The sequence below is a fragment of the Pauljensenia sp. 27098_8_83 genome, assembly GCF_041432695.1.
Lineage (GTDB): Bacteria > Actinomycetota > Actinomycetes > Actinomycetales > Actinomycetaceae > Pauljensenia.
This window is the reverse complement of record NZ_JAPWAD010000001.1, coordinates 66,695-81,794: the sequence shown is the minus strand read 5'-3', so window position 1 is coordinate 81,794 and position 15,100 is coordinate 66,695. Positions and strand designations below refer to the sequence as shown.

The window sequence follows — 15,100 nt, the reverse complement described above, 5'->3', positions numbered from 1 at the left end:
GTGAAGCTCGTTGCCTTTGATCTCGATGACACCCTGGCGCCCTCGAAGTCGCCGTTGCCCGCCCGCATGGACGTGGCCCTGCGTGCCCTGTTGGACCACGTGGAGGTGTGCATCATCTCCGGTGGTCAGATGGGGCAGTTCCGCACCCAGGTGCTGGACAACCTGAACGCCACTGACGAGGAGCTCTCTCGCCTGCACCTGATGCCCACGTGCGGCACTCGCTACTACCGCTACGAGGATGGCGCGTGGGTTGAGCGTTACGCCCACGACCTGGATCCCGAGGTTGCCGCCCGCGCGGTTGCCTCGCTTGAGCGTCACGCGCGTGAGCTCGGCCTGTGGGAGTCCAATCCGTGGGGCAACATCATCGAAGACCGTGGCTCGCAGATTACCTTCTCCGCTCTTGGCCAGGAGGCGCCGCTCGATGCGAAGCGCGCCTGGGATCCGGACGGCACCAAGAAGGCCGCCCTGCGCGACGCGGTGCAGCCCGACGTGCCGGAGCTGGACGTGCGCGGCGGCGGCTCAACCTCGGTCGACATCACCACGCGCGGAATCGACAAGGCATTCGGCATGGGCAAGCTTGTCGAGGAGACGGGAATCCCCGCCTCCGAGATGCTCTTCATCGGTGACCGCCTTGATCCGGAAGGCAACGACTATCCGGTCAAGGCCGCCGGTTACGCGACGCGGGCCGTGAGTGGCTGGGAAGAGTGCGTCCAGGTCATCGACGAGCTCGTGGCATCCATGAGCTGAAGCGTCGGACAGACGACGAGGCCGGGGCTGGGCAACCAGCTCCGGCCTCGTTGCGTTGTGCGACGGCGGTCGCGGCACCGCTTGCTGATAACCTCAGTGTTGCTGCGCCCCAATGCCCCTGGTGGCCCAGAAGACGACGGCGGATGCTGCCGCGACGTTGAGCGAGTCAACCCCGTGGTCCATGGGGATTTTGACGGTGTAGTCGGAGGCTGCGATGGTGCGACGCCCGAGCCCGTCGCCCTCGGTGCCCATGACCATCGCGAGGCGCGCGTCGGGGCCTTGGAGGATCGGGAGCGAGGCGAAGTCATCGAGGGAGACGGAATCGTCTGAGAGGGCCAGGGAGGCGACAGTGAAGCCGGCCGTCTGGAGGGTCGTGATGTCCCCGGGCCACGATTCGAGTCTGGTCCATGGGACCTGGAAGACGGTGCCCATGGAGACGCGCACGGATCGCCGGTAGAGCGGATCCGCACAGGAGGGGGTCACGAGGAGGGCATCCACGCCCAGCGCGGCCGCGCTGCGGAAGGCCGCGCCGACGTTCGTGTGGTCGACGAGGTCTTCCAAGACCACGACGCGGCGCGCGGGCGAGCCTGCGCGTGCGGTGGCGAGCAACTCGCTAAGGGAGGGGAGGACGGGGCGCTGCATCGCCGCCAGGGCACCGCGGTGCAGGTGGAAGCCCGTCATCTGCTCCAGGACGTCCTCGTCGGCAACGAACACGGGGATATCGGCACCGTCTGGAGCGCCCGTCGCCTCCGCGATGAGCGCTTCGAGTGTGGGCAGCCAGCGCCGGGACATGAGGAAGGAGCGCGGGTGGTGGCCCGCGCGGATGGCACGTTCGATGACGTTCGCGGATTCGGCCATGTACAGGCCGCGTTCTGGCTCGATCTTGGAACGAAGTTTGACGTCTTTGAGGCGCGTGTAGTCGTCCAGGCGCGAGTCTGCGGCGAGATCCGCGCTGGTCAGTTCGATGATCATGGCGTCCTCAGGCGCGCTGGAGGGCGCGAGAGACCTCGCCCGGCCAGGACGGGCCTTCGAAGATGAAGGCGGAGAAGGCCTCGACCAGGTCGGCGCCCGCTCCGATCATGCGCAGCGCGTCCTCGGGTGAGGAGATGCCGCCGGTTCCGATGAGGATCTGTTCCTCGTTGAGGTGGCGAGCCACGAGGGAGACCACCTCGAGGGCGCGGGGCAGTAGCGGAGCGCCGGAGACGCCACCCTCGCCCAGGTCGTGGTTGATCGTCGTGTTCGTGGCGACGACACCTGCCAGGCCGAGTTCCTTCGTCAGCTCGACGACGGCGACGATGTCCTCATCGGCGAGGTCGGGGGCAATCTTGACGAAGAGGGGCATGACGCGGTCGGGGGCCCCTGCCTCGCAGCCGCGGCGGGCGGCTTGCAGGATCGGGCGTAGGTGATCGACAGACTGCAGGTCACGCAGGCCGGGCGTATTGGGCGAGGAGACGTTGACGACGACGAAGTCGACCCAGTGGGCCAGCGTCTTCGCGCAGTACTCGTAGTCGGCCGGGGCGTCCTCCTCGGAGGTCACCTTGTTCTTGCCGATGTTGGCGCCCACAATGGCGGCGCGGCCCGCGGACGTTGAGCGCAGCTCGCGCAGCTTGTCCGCGGCTGCGTCCGCGCCAGCGTTGTTGAACCCCATACGGTTGCGTAGGCCGCGCTCTTCCATGAGGCGCCACAGGCGCGGTGCGTCGTTGCCGGGTTGAGGGCGCGGGGTGACGGTTCCGATTTCGACGAAGGCGTAGCCGAGTGCGCACATGCCGAGCACGGCCTGCGCGTCCTTGTCCATGCCGGCCGCGAGGCCCAGACGCGAGGGCAGGCGGCGCTGCCCCAACGTCAGGGGGACCTCGACTCCGTTCACCATCCGGGTGGGGCTGTGGTGGGGATCGAGGTAGCCCAGTGTGGCGCGCATGAGTCCGCGCGTCGGGGCGAATCGTCCGGCCACGGAAATCGCTCCCAGACCCAGGTGGTGTGCATCCTCCGGGTCGGAACGCGAGATGAAGTGTGTGAAAGCCCAGTTGTACGCGCGTCGGATCATGCTTCCTAGGATAGTTGATCAGTCCCACCATGCCCACCACCACCGCGTGGATGATCCGTCTCGAACGAGGACCCTCATTTCGTCGGGCGGTATCGCTTCCTCGCCAAGGCCGAGGACCGAGGATAGCGTGAGCCAGTGTTGAAAGCTCGGATATCGATCCTCGTCGATGGGGGCACCGGTGTGTGCGATGATTGCCGACTCGGGGACGAGCACGGTGTCGATGCTGACGCGTTCGTCTCGGCGAGGGGCCCGGATGACGTATCCCTCGAGCGTGAGCCCGTCGATGCGCGTGGCGGCGCGCAGCAGGTCGATGATCCGAGGCGCGTTGTTCTGCCTGTCATCGCGCGCGTCCTTCGGTAGGAGCGTGGAGAGGCGTCGGGCGTCTAGGCCCGTGAGATCAGCGAAGCGTGCGTAGTCACCGAGGTCCCACCCGTCGCACAGGTAGGGCGCGAGGAGTGCGGAGATGCCTCGGTCATCCAACCAGTGGGCGGGGCCGTACATGCCGTCGGGGGAGGGCTCGTCCTCCTCACAAGCAATATCACAGGTGGGCAGCAGTGTGGTCGTTGTGTGCATGATGCATCCTTGTCGTCTCTGTCGGGCGTCGATGCTCCGACACGAACAGGATGGCCTGCGAGAGGAAGGGGAATCCAGCGCGACGGCGGCCCCTGTGGATACAGGGTTGGTCGCGACGGACCCTGTGGATAAAACGCGTCGGCCCCGCCACCATGTGGATGGGACGGGGCCGACGTGGTCTGCGGATTACTTTGGGAACTGCCCGCGATCAACCTGGGGGCGCGGCGAGCGCCAGCGACGCGGCATGATCATGCGGGAGAAGGTGTAGTACCCGGTGCCGGAGGGAATATCCTCGCGCGGGTGTGCCTCGGCAAAGGTGCGCTTCACCTTGCGCCACACGAGGAAGGCCTCAACCGCGGTGATGATGAAGGAACCGTACATGAGGATCGACGATCCGTAGAGCAGGTAGGCCTGGTACTGCAGCGGGATCTTGTTGCCGAGCATCGAGAGCAACATGATCAGGATGATGGAGACCATCATGACGGCGAGGATCCACTCGGAGAACGAGTGTCGTGCGTCCACGTAGTCGCGCACGAAGCGACGGGCAGCGCCCTTATCGCGTGCCGGGAGGTATTTCTCCTCGCCGGTCACCAGCGCGCGCTGTTCGGCGTCGAAGCGCGCGTTGCGGGCGGCGCGTGCGGCACGCTTGGCTTCCTTGCGGTCCTTGGGAACCAGCGGGTGGATACGGGCGGCCTCGGCGTCCTTACGCTTGGGCGTGGGACGGCCTTTTTTGCCGCCGGGCGTCGTTGAGACTGGCTCCACGTGCATCGAGGTCTCGTCGTTGTTGTTCTTGCTTCGTCCAAACACGGTTCAAGGCTAGCGGATAGCCTGCCCGCCTCGCACTCCCATGGTCTACCCTGGTCGTATGGCTGATACTTCACACACATTGTCGTCGTCCGTTTTGAGGGAGCGCCTGGAGGCTGCTTTCCCGTCTCTGCTGGAGGAACTCACGCAGCTCGTCGCGATTCCGTCGGTGTCGTCGGATCCTGCGCACGCCGCCGACGTGGAGCGCAGCGCTGAGCATATTCGTGAGCGTTTCGCTTCCCTTGGTCTGGACGCCAAGGTCCTGCGCGAAACCGCTGCGGATGGGACCGAGGGCAAGCCCGCGCTCGTCGCGCATTCGCCCCGCATCGAGGGTGCCCCGACCGTCCTGCTCTACGCCCATCACGACGTGCAGCCGGTGGGCGAGCTGAGCCGTTGGAGCATGGACCCCTACAAGGCGGAGGTTCGTGGAGACCGCATCTACGGCCGCGGTTCTTCCGACGACGGCGCCGGCATCACGGTGCATCTGGGTTCCCTGTCGATCCTTGGCGAGGACCTGCCGGTCAACGTCGTCGTGTTCATTGAGGGCGAGGAAGAGATCGGTTCTCCTTCGTTCACCGCGTTCCTCGATGCACACAAGGATGAGCTTGCCGCCGACGTCATCGTCGTGACGGATTCGTCGAACTGGAAGGTCGGCGAGCCTGCCGTCACCTCAACGCTGCGCGGCAACGCGATCGTGACCGTCGATGTGACTGTCGCGGACCACGCGGTGCACTCGGGTGCGTTCGGTGGCCCGCTGCTCGATTCCGTCGCGGTTTCCTCGATGCTGATCGCCTCGCTCTTCGACGAGAAGGGCGATGTCGCGGTGCCGGGCCTGGGCGGTTCGGATCACGCGGACGTGGATTGGCCGGAGGAGGAGCTGCGTGCCGCGGCCGGCATGGTCGAGGGCCTGCAGTTGGCGGGTTCAGGCGACATCGCCGCCCGCATGTGGACCAAGCCCTCGATCTCGGTCATCGGTTTTGACGCGCGTCCCGTTTCTAACGCCTCGAACACGATTGCCCCGCACACGCGTTTCCGCCTGTCGATGCGCACGGTCCCCGGCGTCGATCCCGTCGAGGCTCAGACAAAGCTCGTTGACTACCTGCTCGCTCATGCGCCCTTCGGTGCGCGCGTCGAGGTCACGGCCGAGGATGCGGGGGCCGGCTACCAGGCTGACATGGATTCTCCCGTCACGAAGGCGCTGCACGAGTCCCTCACCGAGGCCTGGGGCGTTCCCTCGGTCAACATCGGCGTGGGCGGCTCGATCCCGTTCATTTCTGACTTCCAGCGTATCTTCCCCGACGCGCAGGTCGTCGTCACGGGCGTTGAGGACCCGCTGACGAACGCTCACTCGGAGGATGAGTCGCAGTCGATCTCCGACCTGAAGGCCGCGATCCTCGCCGAGGCGCTTCTGCTGACGCGCGTGGCGGCCCTGTGAGTCGTGTCGTTGTCGCCGGTCGGTGGGACGGGGGTATTCCCGTCTTGCCGACCGGCGACGCACTTGCTGCAATCGGTCGGGGCGTCCTCTCGGGCGATCCGGGCGCGGCAGTGGTGACGGTTCCCGTCGGCACCGGACCAACCTTCGACGAGGCCGTGGCGGCCTTGCGCTCCCAGGCCTCGTTCGTGCGTGTCCCGGCGGATGCCTCGTCGTCGCGTGAGGCGGGCGTGTGCGTGGCGGAAACGCTCGGGATGCAGCGGACGGTCATCGTTGAGGGGGGACACAACGCTTCCCCGGACTGCGGCATCGGCTTTCTCGAAGGACTCCTCGGCGATAGCTGTATTGATCCGAGGCGGCCCGAGGCGCTCGCCGATGCGCTGACGCGCGCCCAGGACCTGGTTGCGGATGCTGACGTCGATCTTGTCTGCGCGGCATCCACCGCGCGGCCGCTTGTGGGCCTCGACTCGATCCTTGCCGTTGCACCCGACCTGGAGCCGATCGAGAGTCAAGACACCGCCCTGACGGCTGCTCTCACGCAGGCGTTCGCGCACCGTCCGCTGAGGCGCCGCCAGCTTTTGGCGGGTCAGGAGGTCCACCCGGCGCGTCTGCGCGGTTCAGGTGCCGGTGGTGGCGTGGGGGCCGTCATCGCAGCGATCGGTGGACGTATCGTCTCTACCGGTGATCTGCTGTCCCAGCTTCTCGATCTGGATGACATGATGGAGGGCTGCGACCTCGTGATCGTCGCCGAACCTGAGCTGTCCTCGCCGCTGCTTGCTGAATCGACGCTCGACTGTGTGACGAGTGCCGCTGCAGCGCATGCGCTGCCCGTCGTCGCTATCACCCACAGGTCGAGTCTCTCGCACTTCGAGAAGGCCGAATGGGGGCTTCACGGAGTGTTCGAAATGGGGGAGTCCGTCACCCTCGAAGACGCCGGACGCCGCGTCGCCCGCACCTGGTTACGCTGAGCGCGCACCCCAGCCGTGGCGCGTGGTCCACGCAGGGGAGTAGTGTGTCAAGCGAATACGTCTATCCGTTACGAAAAGGAGCATCATGTCCGAGTCCGCAACTCAGGCTCCCACCCACGAGGTCATCCTCACCGACGTCGCAGCTGCGAAGGTGAAGAGCCTCCTTGAGCAGGAGGGTCGCGACGACCTGCGCCTGCGCATCGCCGTTCAGCCCGGTGGCTGCTCCGGCCTCATCTACCAGCTGTACTTCGATGACCGTACCCTCGACGGCGACGCGATTCGCTCCTTCGACGGCGTTGAGGTCGTCGTCGATCGCATGAGCGTTCCCTACCTGAGCGGCGCCACGATCGACTTCGCCGACACGATTGAGCGTCAGGGCTTCACCATTGATAACCCCAACGCCCAGAACACCTGCGCCTGCGGCGAATCCTTCCACTGAGCCGAAAGAACACTTTTCCATGATGTCCTCCCTGCGCCGCTTCGGCGCCCTCGCCGGCGCAGCCGCCCTCGTTCTCGGGCTCGCGGCTTGCTCCGACGCTTCGTCGTCTTCGTCTCCCGCTCCCGCGGAGATCGACTACTCCGCCTGCTCGACGGATGACTCCGCTGACCAGAACGCGAACGTCGACCGCAGCGGCAAGGGAAACTTCCCGTCGATTACCGGCGATGACACCCCCGTGATCGCCGCCGGGAAGGGAAGCGAGCCGACCGACAAGGTTCTCGTCAAGACCCTCAAGCAGGGCGATGGCGCGCTCGTGTGTCCGGGTGCGACAATCAGGGCGAACTACGTGGGTGCTCTGTGGAACGGCACCGTTTTCGATTCGTCCTTCAAGAAGGGACAGCCGATCGATTTCTCGCTCGACCGGGTCGTCAAGGGCTGGGGCTACGGCCTGGCCCACACGCACGTGGGTGACCGTGTCGAGCTCGTCATTCCTGCCTCTTTAGGCTACGGTAGCCAGGCCGCTGGCGATATTCCCGCGAACTCGACCCTCGTCTTCGTCGTGGACATCGTGGGCGTTGCCACCGAGAACCTGGCCGACGAGTCGATTCTCAGCGGCGCGACTGCGACCGGCGAGGAACTTCCCGCCGGTGTGACCGTGACCGGTGATCCCGGTGTCGAGCCGACCCTGGCTATCGATGAGAGCGTCGCCGCACCCACCGAGCGGAAGATCTACACGATCTACAAGGGCTCGGGTGAGGAACTCGTAGACGGGGAATCCTTCCTGTACAAGGCGGTCGCTGGTGGCTTCGGCGCGAACGGACAGACCCAGTCCAGTTGGAGTCAAGCTCCTGTCAAGGAGGCTGTGACGAACGCGGGTCTGGCCGGTTACACTGTTGGCTCCCGTATCCTCCTTGTTGTCCCGATCCCGGCTTCGCAAGCGCAATCGGGTACCCCGGCTCAGGCGAACGTGATGGTCGTCGACATCGTCGGCACCTCCTCGATGCAGTGACGATACGCCGACGCAGGTGAACGTGAGCGGGCGGCTCCCAGTGTGGGAGCCGCCCGCTACCCGTTAGAATGGGGCCATCGCGTCGAATTGGCCGACATATGCAAGGAGAGCTTCCATGAGTGAAGAAACCGTTCGAATCCTGGTTTTCAGCGACGATAAGGACAAGCGTCAAGCCGTCATCAACGGCGTCGGGCTGCGTGCCTCCAAGGACACGCCCCGCATCGAATGGGTGGAGGCCGCGACGGCTTTCGGCGTTCGTGACGCCTTTGATCAGCAGGATTTCGCGATGCTGATCCTTGATGCTGAGACGAAGAAGGAGGGCGGCATGTCCGTCGCCCAGGATCTGCGTGAGACTCGTGACGGCGTTCCTCCGATCGTGTTCCTGACGGCTCGACCGCAGGACGAATGGCTGGCCACGTGGGCCGGTGCAGCGGCGGTCGTGGCCGACCCGATCGACCCGATCATCCTGCAGGAAACGGTCGCCGACGTGCTGCTCGGAGCCAAGTGATGGCCGCTCAGGAATGGGCTCCGATCATCCAGGCGCTGACCGCGGGCGAGAGCCTCGACTACGGCCAGTCGTACTGGCTGATGGATCAGGTGATGAGCGGCGAGCTCGGCGAGGCGCGACTCGCTTCCTTCCTGACCGCCATGGCTATCAAGGGTGCCACGGTCGACGAGATCCACGGCCTCGCCGATGGCATGCAGGACCACGCGGCACACGTCGATCTGCCCAGCCGCGCCCTCGACATTGTGGGCACGGGCGGCGACGGGTACAAAACCGTCAACATCTCGACGATGTCCGCCATCGTGCTCGCCGCGATGGGCATCCCGCTCGTCAAGCACGGCAACCGTGCGGCGACCTCGAAGTCGGGTTCGGCGGACGTGATCGAGGCGCTCGGCGTCAATCTTGACCTCGACGCCGACGCCCTACGCCGCGTCTTCGATGAGGTGGGCATCGCTTTCCTCTTCGCCAACAAGATGCACCCGTCGATGCGTTTTGCTGCTCCCGTGCGCCGCGCGCTCGGTTTCCCCACGGCGTTCAACGTCCTGGGACCGCTGACGAACCCCGCGCGCGTGCAGGCGTGTGCGATCGGCGCGTCGCGTGAGGAGAACGCGCGACTGATGGCGGGCGTCTACGCCTCGAGGGGCCTGAGCGCGCTCGTCTTCCGTGGCGCGAACACGGGTCTCGATGAGCTGACGACCACCGACGCGAACCAGGTGTGGATCGTGTCGGGCGGATCTGTGACTCCCACGGAGTTCGACGCCCGTGAGTCCCTGGGCATGGCCTCGTCCTCGATCGAGGACCTCGCCGGCGGTGAGGCTGCCGAGAACGCGGCTGTTGCCCGCGACGTGCTGTCGGGCGGTGGAGCGGATTCCGTCCGCGATGCCGTTGCGCTCAACGTTGGCGCTGGCATCCTGGCGTGGGAGGGCCTGGAAAACCCGGTGACTCAGGCTGACTTTGAGAGGCGCATGCGCGGTGCCGTCGAGCGTGCCCTGGGCGTGCTGGCGGACGGCTCGGGTGCGCGCCTTATCGAGCGTTGGGTGGCTGCATCGAACGAATAGGGACAAGCCCGCGTCAGGTGTGCGGGCGGTGATGCGGATGGGCGGTTGCGTGGGCCAGGAGCTCGCGTAGCCGCCCGTCGCATAGCGGGCTGGCCGTCGGCTGGGCCCAGGGGAGAGGTCCGTTCCACTCGACGAGGCGCGTTCCCTCGCGGGCCAGCTCGGCGCACAGAAGCGCTGTTTCTGCCCACGACGCGCAGCTTGCTGCGACGCCGTCGGTCTCGATGGGTGTCGTGGACGTCAGAACGTCGATCCACGGGGACGGGTCGGAACGCGGCGGAATGACGACGGAACTGAGATGTCGGCCGTGGGAGGCGACGTGCAGGATCCAACCTGGTTCGCCCCCGTCTCTGCGTGATCCCCACACGATGCGCGGCGCCGCCAAGATCGGTCGCATTGTCGCGCGTTCGACGCCCGTCATGTAGGCGCTGAGGTCGTCACGAGCGGCCGCAGCGGGCTCAAAGAGTCCCTGGGTGGATAGCCTCTCCATGAGCGCGGTGAGCGCGCGGGGAACGGCGAGCGAGGAGGCAGCCACGGCCTCGTCAAGGAGGCGTAACCTAACGTCGGGTTCGGCCTGCGTTAAAACGCGCTCGATCGCTCCGGCTGCCCGCAGGGCGTGCGCTCGCGTGCCGAAGGGGCCGAGTGCGTGCGGCAGATCACCGAGCGTAATGGACGATACGACGCGTGGTCGGCCTGCCTCGGCGATGACCCAGTGCTGGGATCCCTGACGCGTCGATGCCGAATTGTAGGGCGGTGCTAGCTCCCTGATATCGCGCAGTTCTCGGATTCTCGCCTCGAGGATGGATGCGGTGGGATAGGGCCGCACGCCCGCGGCGAGGGAGACCATGCGCTGTACCTTCGGCCGCTTCTCGGCCTTCGTGTAGTAGCTGCCCACGCGCGAGCGCAGGGACGAGGCCGATCCCACGTAGAGTGTGTCACCCGCCGTATCGATAAAGTGATACACCCCCGGGGAGGCGGGCAAGTCCGCGACGAAGGGCGGCGTCGAGGGGCGGCGCGCGGGTGCCTGATCGGTGAGAGCGACGAGGTCCTCCACGTCGGTGGCACCTGCCCCTGCGAGCAGTTCGATGAATCCCAGGAGGATCTCAGCGGTTGCCCGGGCGTCTCCGAGTGCGCGGTGTTCGGGGACCGTGACGGTACCAAAGTACGAAGCGATCGTGGCGAGCTTGTGGTTGCGCACGAGCGGGCGGGGCAACGCGAGGCGCGCGAGGGCAAGGGTGTCCACAACGCGTACACGAGGCCAGGGGAGCGAGGACGCGCGGGCCGCGCGACGTAGGAAGCCCACGTCGAAAGACGCGTTATGCGCGACGAGGATGGGGGAGTCCTCCGCGCCGAGGCCAGACCACTCCAAGAAGCGCTCGAGGACGGCCGCGATCGGGTCTGCGTGTGCAACCATCGCCGGCGTGATCCCCGTCAGCGACGTAATGAACGGGGGAATGGGGCGTGAAGGTTTGACGAGTGAGGAAAATTCTTCCACCACGGCACCGCCCCGAACGCGCACCGCACCGATTTCCGTAATCTCAGCGCCCGCACCCAGCCCCGTCGTCTCCAGGTCGACGACCACCCAGTGTCCGCTGGTGGCGGGGGTGCCGACGGCGTCCAGGCTGGGCTGTAGCTCCACCGACGAGGCCCGGGATAGCGCCTGCGACACCAACGATCGGGCGAAAGGCCGGGCCGACTCACCGGGCGTTATGGTTTCCCCACAATCGCGCACGGGAGTCTGTTTCGTCATACAGTTGATACTAATTCGTTCGCGCGCTCGCGCGCCCGTCGAGACTTCAGGAGTGACAGTGGCGTTCTATCAGGCTCTCAAGGTGACCGGCAGCCCCGTTCTGAAGGCGGCCTATCACCCGTGGATCCGCGGCAAGGAGAACATTCCAGCCGAAGGACCCGCCATTCTCGCGTCCAATCACAATGCCGTGTGGGACTCGGTGTTCCTGCCGATGATGCTCGACCGTGAGGTCGTCTTCATGGGAAAGGCCGACTACTTTACGGGCACCGGTCTCAAAGGGTGGATGACGAAGGAGTTCATGCGCGCCGTCGGAACCATTCCCGTCGACCGCACCGGTGGCCGCGCGTCCGAAGCGGCTCTGAACGCCGGACTCAAGCGCCTGCGCGACGGTGAACTCTTCGGCATCTACCCCGAAGGAACGCGCAGCCCCGATGGGCGCCTCTACCGCGGCAAGACCGGCGTCGCGCGCCTTGCCCTCCTCTCCGGCGCACCCGTTATCCCCGTTGCGATGATCGGCACCCATGCCGCGCAGCCGATCGGCCAGAAGATTCCCTCGCGTACCAACATCGGCATGGTGATCGGTGAGCCCCTGGACTTCTCGCGCTACAAGGGCCTGCACAAGGACCGCTACGTGCTGCGCGCGATCACCGACGAGATCATGTATAATCTGATGCTCCTGTCCGGCCAGGAGTACGTCGACCTGTACGCCGCCGATGTCAAGGCGCAGCTGGCAGCCGAGGGTGCCTTCGAGGGCCCGGTTCCCTCCAACGGTCGCCCCGCGCCCGGCGGACGCACCGCTCCCAACGTCCCCGTGCCCACCGCCCCCGAGGAGGAGAGCGGCGAGGACCAGGAGGCCTCGGACAAGGAGTAACAGCACCTCGCCGTCATCTCACGGTTAGCTCGGGCACCGGGGTTTGTGGGACGGGTGCCCTTGGCGAAAGGCGATGCGGGCCGGGTAGAATGAACTGTGCCCTGCACACGCGCGCGCCCGTGCACTAGGCAGCCCCATCGGGCAGCCGGGGTGAGGCGGACCGCGCATGCACGCGCGGGGCCGTACCCAACCAACCTGAGAAAGGTGACATTCATGTCGGTCCGTCGTGTTGCCCTGCTGACCGCAGGTGGCTTCGCCCCGTGCCTGTCCTCCGCCGTCGGTGGACTCATCGAGCGCTACAACGAAATTGATCCCACGGTTGAGATCATCGCTTACCAGAACGGCTACCACGGCCTGCTCACCGGCAACTACGTGCTGGTCGACGAGGAAGCTCGCAAGCACGCTGCCGTCCTGCACCGCTTCGGTGGCTCCCCGATCGGTAACTCCCGCGTCAAGCTGACGAACAAGAAGAACCTGGTCGAGCGCGGCCTCGTCTCCGAGGATGAGGACCCGCTGCAGAAGGCTGCCGAGCAGCTGCGCGCTGACGGCGTTGACGTCCTGCACACCATCGGTGGCGACGACACCAACACGACGGCCGCCGACCTGGCCGCCTACCTGGAGGAGCACGACTACCACCTGACCGTCGTGGGCCTGCCGAAGACGATCGACAACGACGTCGTGCCGATCCGCCAGTCCCTGGGTGCCTGGACCGCGGCTGAAGAGGTCTCCGAGTACTCCCAGAACATCATCGGCGAGCACCGCTCCAACCCCCGCATGCTCATCATCCACGAGATCATGGGCCGCCACTGCGGTTGGCTGACGGCCGCCGGTTCGCAGCGCTACCACGAGTGGCTCAAGACCCAGGAGTGGGTGCCCTCGATCGGTCTGTCGAAGGAGCGTTGGGACATCCACGCCATCTTCCTGCCCGAGATGAAGATCGACCTGGATGCCGAGGCCAAGCGCCTCAAGGCCATCATGGACGAGCAGGGCAACGTCAACATCTTCCTGTCCGAGGGCGCTGGCGTCCCCGAGATCATCGCGGAGATCGAGGCTGCCGGCGGCGAGGTCCAGCGCGACCCCTTCGGCCACGTCAAGCTCGACACGATCAACCCCGGCCAGTGGTTCGCCAAGCAGTTCGCCGAGAAGATCGACGCCGAGAAGGTCATGGTCCAGAAGTCCGGCTACTTCTCGCGTTCCTCGCGTGCCAACGCCGACGACCTGCGCCTCATCAAGTCGATGACCGACCTCGCCGTCGAGTGCGCCTTCAAGGGCGAGTCCGGCGTGATCGGCCACGACGAGGAGGACGGCGACCGCCTGAAGGCCATCGCGTTCCCGCGCATCGCGGGCGGCAAGCCCTTCGACATTTCCGCCCCCTGGTTCGTCGAGATGATGGCCGAGATCGGCCAGACCGTCGAGCCCGCTGGCGAGTGAGTCGCTGCGCGTGATTCCTTCGATCACTCCCGGACGCGGCGGTGAGCCTGTGCGTAAGCCTCGCTCCCGCCGCGTCCCCGAGCGCCTGTGGTCACCCGAGTCCGGGGAGCGTGCTCCCTGGGATACGTGGCGCGGCCTGGACGCAGCCCAACAGCCTACCTACGCGGACGCGGAACATCTCAGTGATGTGACGGCGCAGCTGCGCCGCCAGCCGCCGCTCGTGTTCGCCGGTGAGGTTGACGACCTGCGCACGTGGATGGGTGCGGCTGCCCGCGGCGAGGCCTTCGTCCTGATGGGCGGAGACTGCGCCGAGACATTCGCCGAGGCGACGGCGGATCACGTGCGCCTGAAGATTCAGACGCTGCTGCAGATGGCGGTCGTGCTCACGTACGGCGCGTCTCTGCCGGTCATCAAGGTCGGCCGCATCGCGGGTCAGTACGCCAAGCCGCGATCCTCCGATTGGGAGACTCGTGACGGCGTGACGCTGCCGAGCTACCGCGGCGATGCGGTGAACTCCTTCGAGTTCACCTCCGAGGCGCGCGAGCCCGATCCGCAGCGCCTTCTGTCGCTGTACAACCATGCGGCGTCGACGCTCAACCTGATCCGCGCTTTCACGAAGGGCGGCTACGCCGACCTGCGTCAGGTACACCGTTGGAATCAGGGCTTCATGTCGAACCCGGCGTACGCGCGCTATGAGTCACTGGCGGAGGACATCCACCGTGCGATTAAGTTCATGGGTGCCGCGGGCGTCGACTTCGAGACGCTGCGCGACGTCGACCTGTATTCGTCGCACGAGGCATTACTGCTCGAGTACGAGTCGGCGATGACCCGCATCGATTCGCGCACGGGAGAGCCGTACAACACGTCTGCCCACTTCCTGTGGGCGGGGGAGAGGACGCGCGATGAGGAGGGCGCTCACATCGAGCTGCTGTCGCGCGTTCGCAACCCGATTGGGGTCAAGCTCGGTCCGTCGACCACGCCGGACCAGATGCTCTCGCTCGTTGATCGCCTGAACCCGGATGGTGAGGAGGGGCGCCTGTCGTTCATTACGCGTATGGGTGCCGGACGTATCCGCAAGGCGCTTCCGCCGCTGCTGGAAGCGGCGCGGGAAGATGGCCGTCCGATTACGTGGATGACCGATCCGATGCACGGCAACACGATTACGTCCTCGACCGGCTACAAGACACGCCGTTTTGAGACGGTCATGGATGAGGTTCGTGGCTTCTTCGAGGCTCACGAGGCAGCGGGCACTGTTCCTGGCGGCCTGCACGTCGAGCTCACCGGTGATGATGTCACCGAGGTGATCGGCGGCAGTGAGCACATCGATGACGAGTCGTTGCGTGATCGTTACGAGACGCTCGTGGATCCGCGTCTGAACCACCAGCAGAGCCTGGAGATGGCCTTCCAGGTCGCCCAGTACCTGGCGAAGGGTTCCTCCCACGAGGAGTGAGTTCACCGCACATAAGTATCCC

Annotated in this window: 15 protein-coding genes; 10 read left to right on the top strand and 5 right to left on the bottom strand. The window is 66.0% G+C overall.

Features of this window, described 5'->3' with window-relative positions; all coding sequences use genetic code 11:
* Positions 1 to 747 carry an HAD-IIB family hydrolase gene (locus tag O3656_RS00395; RefSeq protein WP_500062106.1) on the top strand — a complete coding sequence of 249 codons (747 nt, stop codon included), beginning with the start codon at positions 1 to 3 and terminating at the stop codon, positions 745 to 747.
* 93 nt (positions 748 to 840) lie between these two features.
* Here O3656_RS00395 and O3656_RS00390 read toward each other — a convergent pair whose 3' ends face one another.
* The 4 genes from O3656_RS00390 to O3656_RS00375 all read right to left on the bottom strand — a co-directional run bounded on the left by O3656_RS00390 (position 841) and on the right by O3656_RS00375 (position 4,132).
* A complete protein-coding gene (locus O3656_RS00390; RefSeq protein ID WP_500062105.1) occupies positions 841 to 1,719 on the bottom strand; it encodes a TrmH family RNA methyltransferase in 879 nt (292 codons plus the stop codon).
* A gap of 7 nt (positions 1,720 to 1,726) precedes the next feature.
* Positions 1,727 to 2,791: a quinone-dependent dihydroorotate dehydrogenase gene (locus tag O3656_RS00385; RefSeq protein ID WP_500062104.1), complete on the bottom strand. Its 1,065-nt coding sequence runs from the start codon at positions 2,789 to 2,791 to the stop codon at positions 1,727 to 1,729.
* An 18-nt stretch (positions 2,792 to 2,809) separates the two neighbouring features.
* The gene (locus tag O3656_RS00380; protein WP_500062103.1) at positions 2,810 to 3,364 is read right to left on the bottom strand and encodes a hypothetical protein; all 555 of its coding nucleotides are present in this window, start codon (positions 3,362 to 3,364) and stop codon (positions 2,810 to 2,812) included.
* A 186-nt stretch (positions 3,365 to 3,550) separates the two neighbouring features.
* Positions 3,551 to 4,132, bottom strand: a complete 582-nt coding sequence (locus O3656_RS00375) for a DUF3043 domain-containing protein (RefSeq protein ID WP_500062213.1) — start codon at positions 4,130 to 4,132, stop codon at positions 3,551 to 3,553.
* Positions 4,133 to 4,229: 97 nt separating this feature from the next.
* Between O3656_RS00375 and O3656_RS00370 the strand changes: the two genes are divergently transcribed.
* The 6 genes from O3656_RS00370 to trpD all read left to right on the top strand — a co-directional run bounded on the left by O3656_RS00370 (position 4,230) and on the right by trpD (position 9,579).
* Complete coding sequence (locus tag O3656_RS00370) at positions 4,230 to 5,603, top strand: M20/M25/M40 family metallo-hydrolase (protein WP_500062102.1); 1,374 nt, start codon at positions 4,230 to 4,232, stop codon at positions 5,601 to 5,603.
* Positions 5,600 to 6,568 (top strand): glycerate kinase, encoded by a 969-nt coding sequence (locus tag O3656_RS00365; RefSeq protein WP_500062101.1) that lies wholly within the window; start codon positions 5,600 to 5,602, stop codon positions 6,566 to 6,568. The genes O3656_RS00370 and O3656_RS00365 overlap by 4 nt, the downstream gene beginning before the upstream one ends.
* Before the next feature lie 85 nt (positions 6,569 to 6,653).
* Entirely contained in the window at positions 6,654 to 7,007 is a 354-nt protein-coding gene (gene erpA / locus O3656_RS00360; protein WP_003792846.1) for an iron-sulfur cluster insertion protein ErpA, read from the top strand.
* A 19-nt stretch (positions 7,008 to 7,026) separates the two neighbouring features.
* The gene (locus O3656_RS00355; protein WP_500062100.1) at positions 7,027 to 8,016 is read left to right on the top strand and encodes an FKBP-type peptidyl-prolyl cis-trans isomerase; all 990 of its coding nucleotides are present in this window, start codon (positions 7,027 to 7,029) and stop codon (positions 8,014 to 8,016) included.
* 115 nt (positions 8,017 to 8,131) lie between these two features.
* Positions 8,132 to 8,524: a response regulator transcription factor gene (locus tag O3656_RS00350; RefSeq protein ID WP_500062099.1), complete on the top strand. Its 393-nt coding sequence runs from the start codon at positions 8,132 to 8,134 to the stop codon at positions 8,522 to 8,524.
* The gene (gene trpD, locus O3656_RS00345) at positions 8,524 to 9,579 is read left to right on the top strand and encodes an anthranilate phosphoribosyltransferase (protein WP_500062098.1); all 1,056 of its coding nucleotides are present in this window, start codon (positions 8,524 to 8,526) and stop codon (positions 9,577 to 9,579) included. Before O3656_RS00350 ends, trpD begins: the two co-directional genes overlap by 1 nt.
* A gap of 13 nt (positions 9,580 to 9,592) precedes the next feature.
* On the opposite strand, the gene O3656_RS00340 is transcribed toward trpD, so the two are convergent.
* Positions 9,593 to 11,326, bottom strand: a complete 1,734-nt coding sequence (locus O3656_RS00340; protein WP_500062097.1) for an exonuclease domain-containing protein — start codon at positions 11,324 to 11,326, stop codon at positions 9,593 to 9,595.
* A 58-nt stretch (positions 11,327 to 11,384) separates the two neighbouring features.
* Between O3656_RS00340 and O3656_RS00335 the strand changes: the two genes are divergently transcribed.
* The 3 genes from O3656_RS00335 (at position 11,385) to O3656_RS00325 (ending at position 15,078) form a co-directional block, all read left to right on the top strand.
* Positions 11,385 to 12,197, top strand: coding sequence for a lysophospholipid acyltransferase family protein (locus O3656_RS00335; protein ID WP_500062096.1), 813 nt, complete (start codon positions 11,385 to 11,387; stop codon positions 12,195 to 12,197).
* 213 nt (positions 12,198 to 12,410) lie between these two features.
* On the top strand, positions 12,411 to 13,628 hold the full coding sequence (locus O3656_RS00330) for a pyrophosphate--fructose-6-phosphate 1-phosphotransferase (RefSeq protein WP_500062095.1): 1,218 nt from the start codon (positions 12,411 to 12,413) through the stop codon (positions 13,626 to 13,628).
* Positions 13,629 to 13,638: 10 nt separating this feature from the next.
* Positions 13,639 to 15,078, top strand: a complete 1,440-nt coding sequence (locus tag O3656_RS00325; protein WP_500062094.1) for a class II 3-deoxy-7-phosphoheptulonate synthase — start codon at positions 13,639 to 13,641, stop codon at positions 15,076 to 15,078.
* Positions 15,079 to 15,100: the final 22 nt, after the last annotated feature.

Coding starts and splice junctions, on each gene's coding strand:
- O3656_RS00390 (WP_500062105.1), bottom strand. CDS start 1,719: ATGATCATCGAACTGACCAGCGCGGATCTCGCCGCAGACTCGCGCCTG.
- O3656_RS00385 (WP_500062104.1), bottom strand. CDS start 2,791: ATGATCCGACGCGCGTACAACTGGGCTTTCACACACTTCATCTCGCGT.
- O3656_RS00380 (WP_500062103.1), bottom strand. CDS start 3,364: ATGCACACAACGACCACACTGCTGCCCACCTGTGATATTGCTTGTGAG.
- O3656_RS00375 (WP_500062213.1), bottom strand. CDS start 4,132: ATGCACGTGGAGCCAGTCTCAACGACGCCCGGCGGCAAAAAAGGCCGT.
- O3656_RS00370 (WP_500062102.1), top strand. CDS start 4,230: ATGGCTGATACTTCACACACATTGTCGTCGTCCGTTTTGAGGGAGCGC.
- erpA (WP_003792846.1), top strand. CDS start 6,654: ATGTCCGAGTCCGCAACTCAGGCTCCCACCCACGAGGTCATCCTCACC.
- O3656_RS00355 (WP_500062100.1), top strand. CDS start 7,027: ATGATGTCCTCCCTGCGCCGCTTCGGCGCCCTCGCCGGCGCAGCCGCC.
- O3656_RS00350 (WP_500062099.1), top strand. CDS start 8,132: ATGAGTGAAGAAACCGTTCGAATCCTGGTTTTCAGCGACGATAAGGAC.
- trpD (WP_500062098.1), top strand. CDS start 8,524: ATGGCCGCTCAGGAATGGGCTCCGATCATCCAGGCGCTGACCGCGGGC.
- O3656_RS00340 (WP_500062097.1), bottom strand. CDS start 11,326: ATGACGAAACAGACTCCCGTGCGCGATTGTGGGGAAACCATAACGCCC.
- O3656_RS00330 (WP_500062095.1), top strand. CDS start 12,411: ATGTCGGTCCGTCGTGTTGCCCTGCTGACCGCAGGTGGCTTCGCCCCG.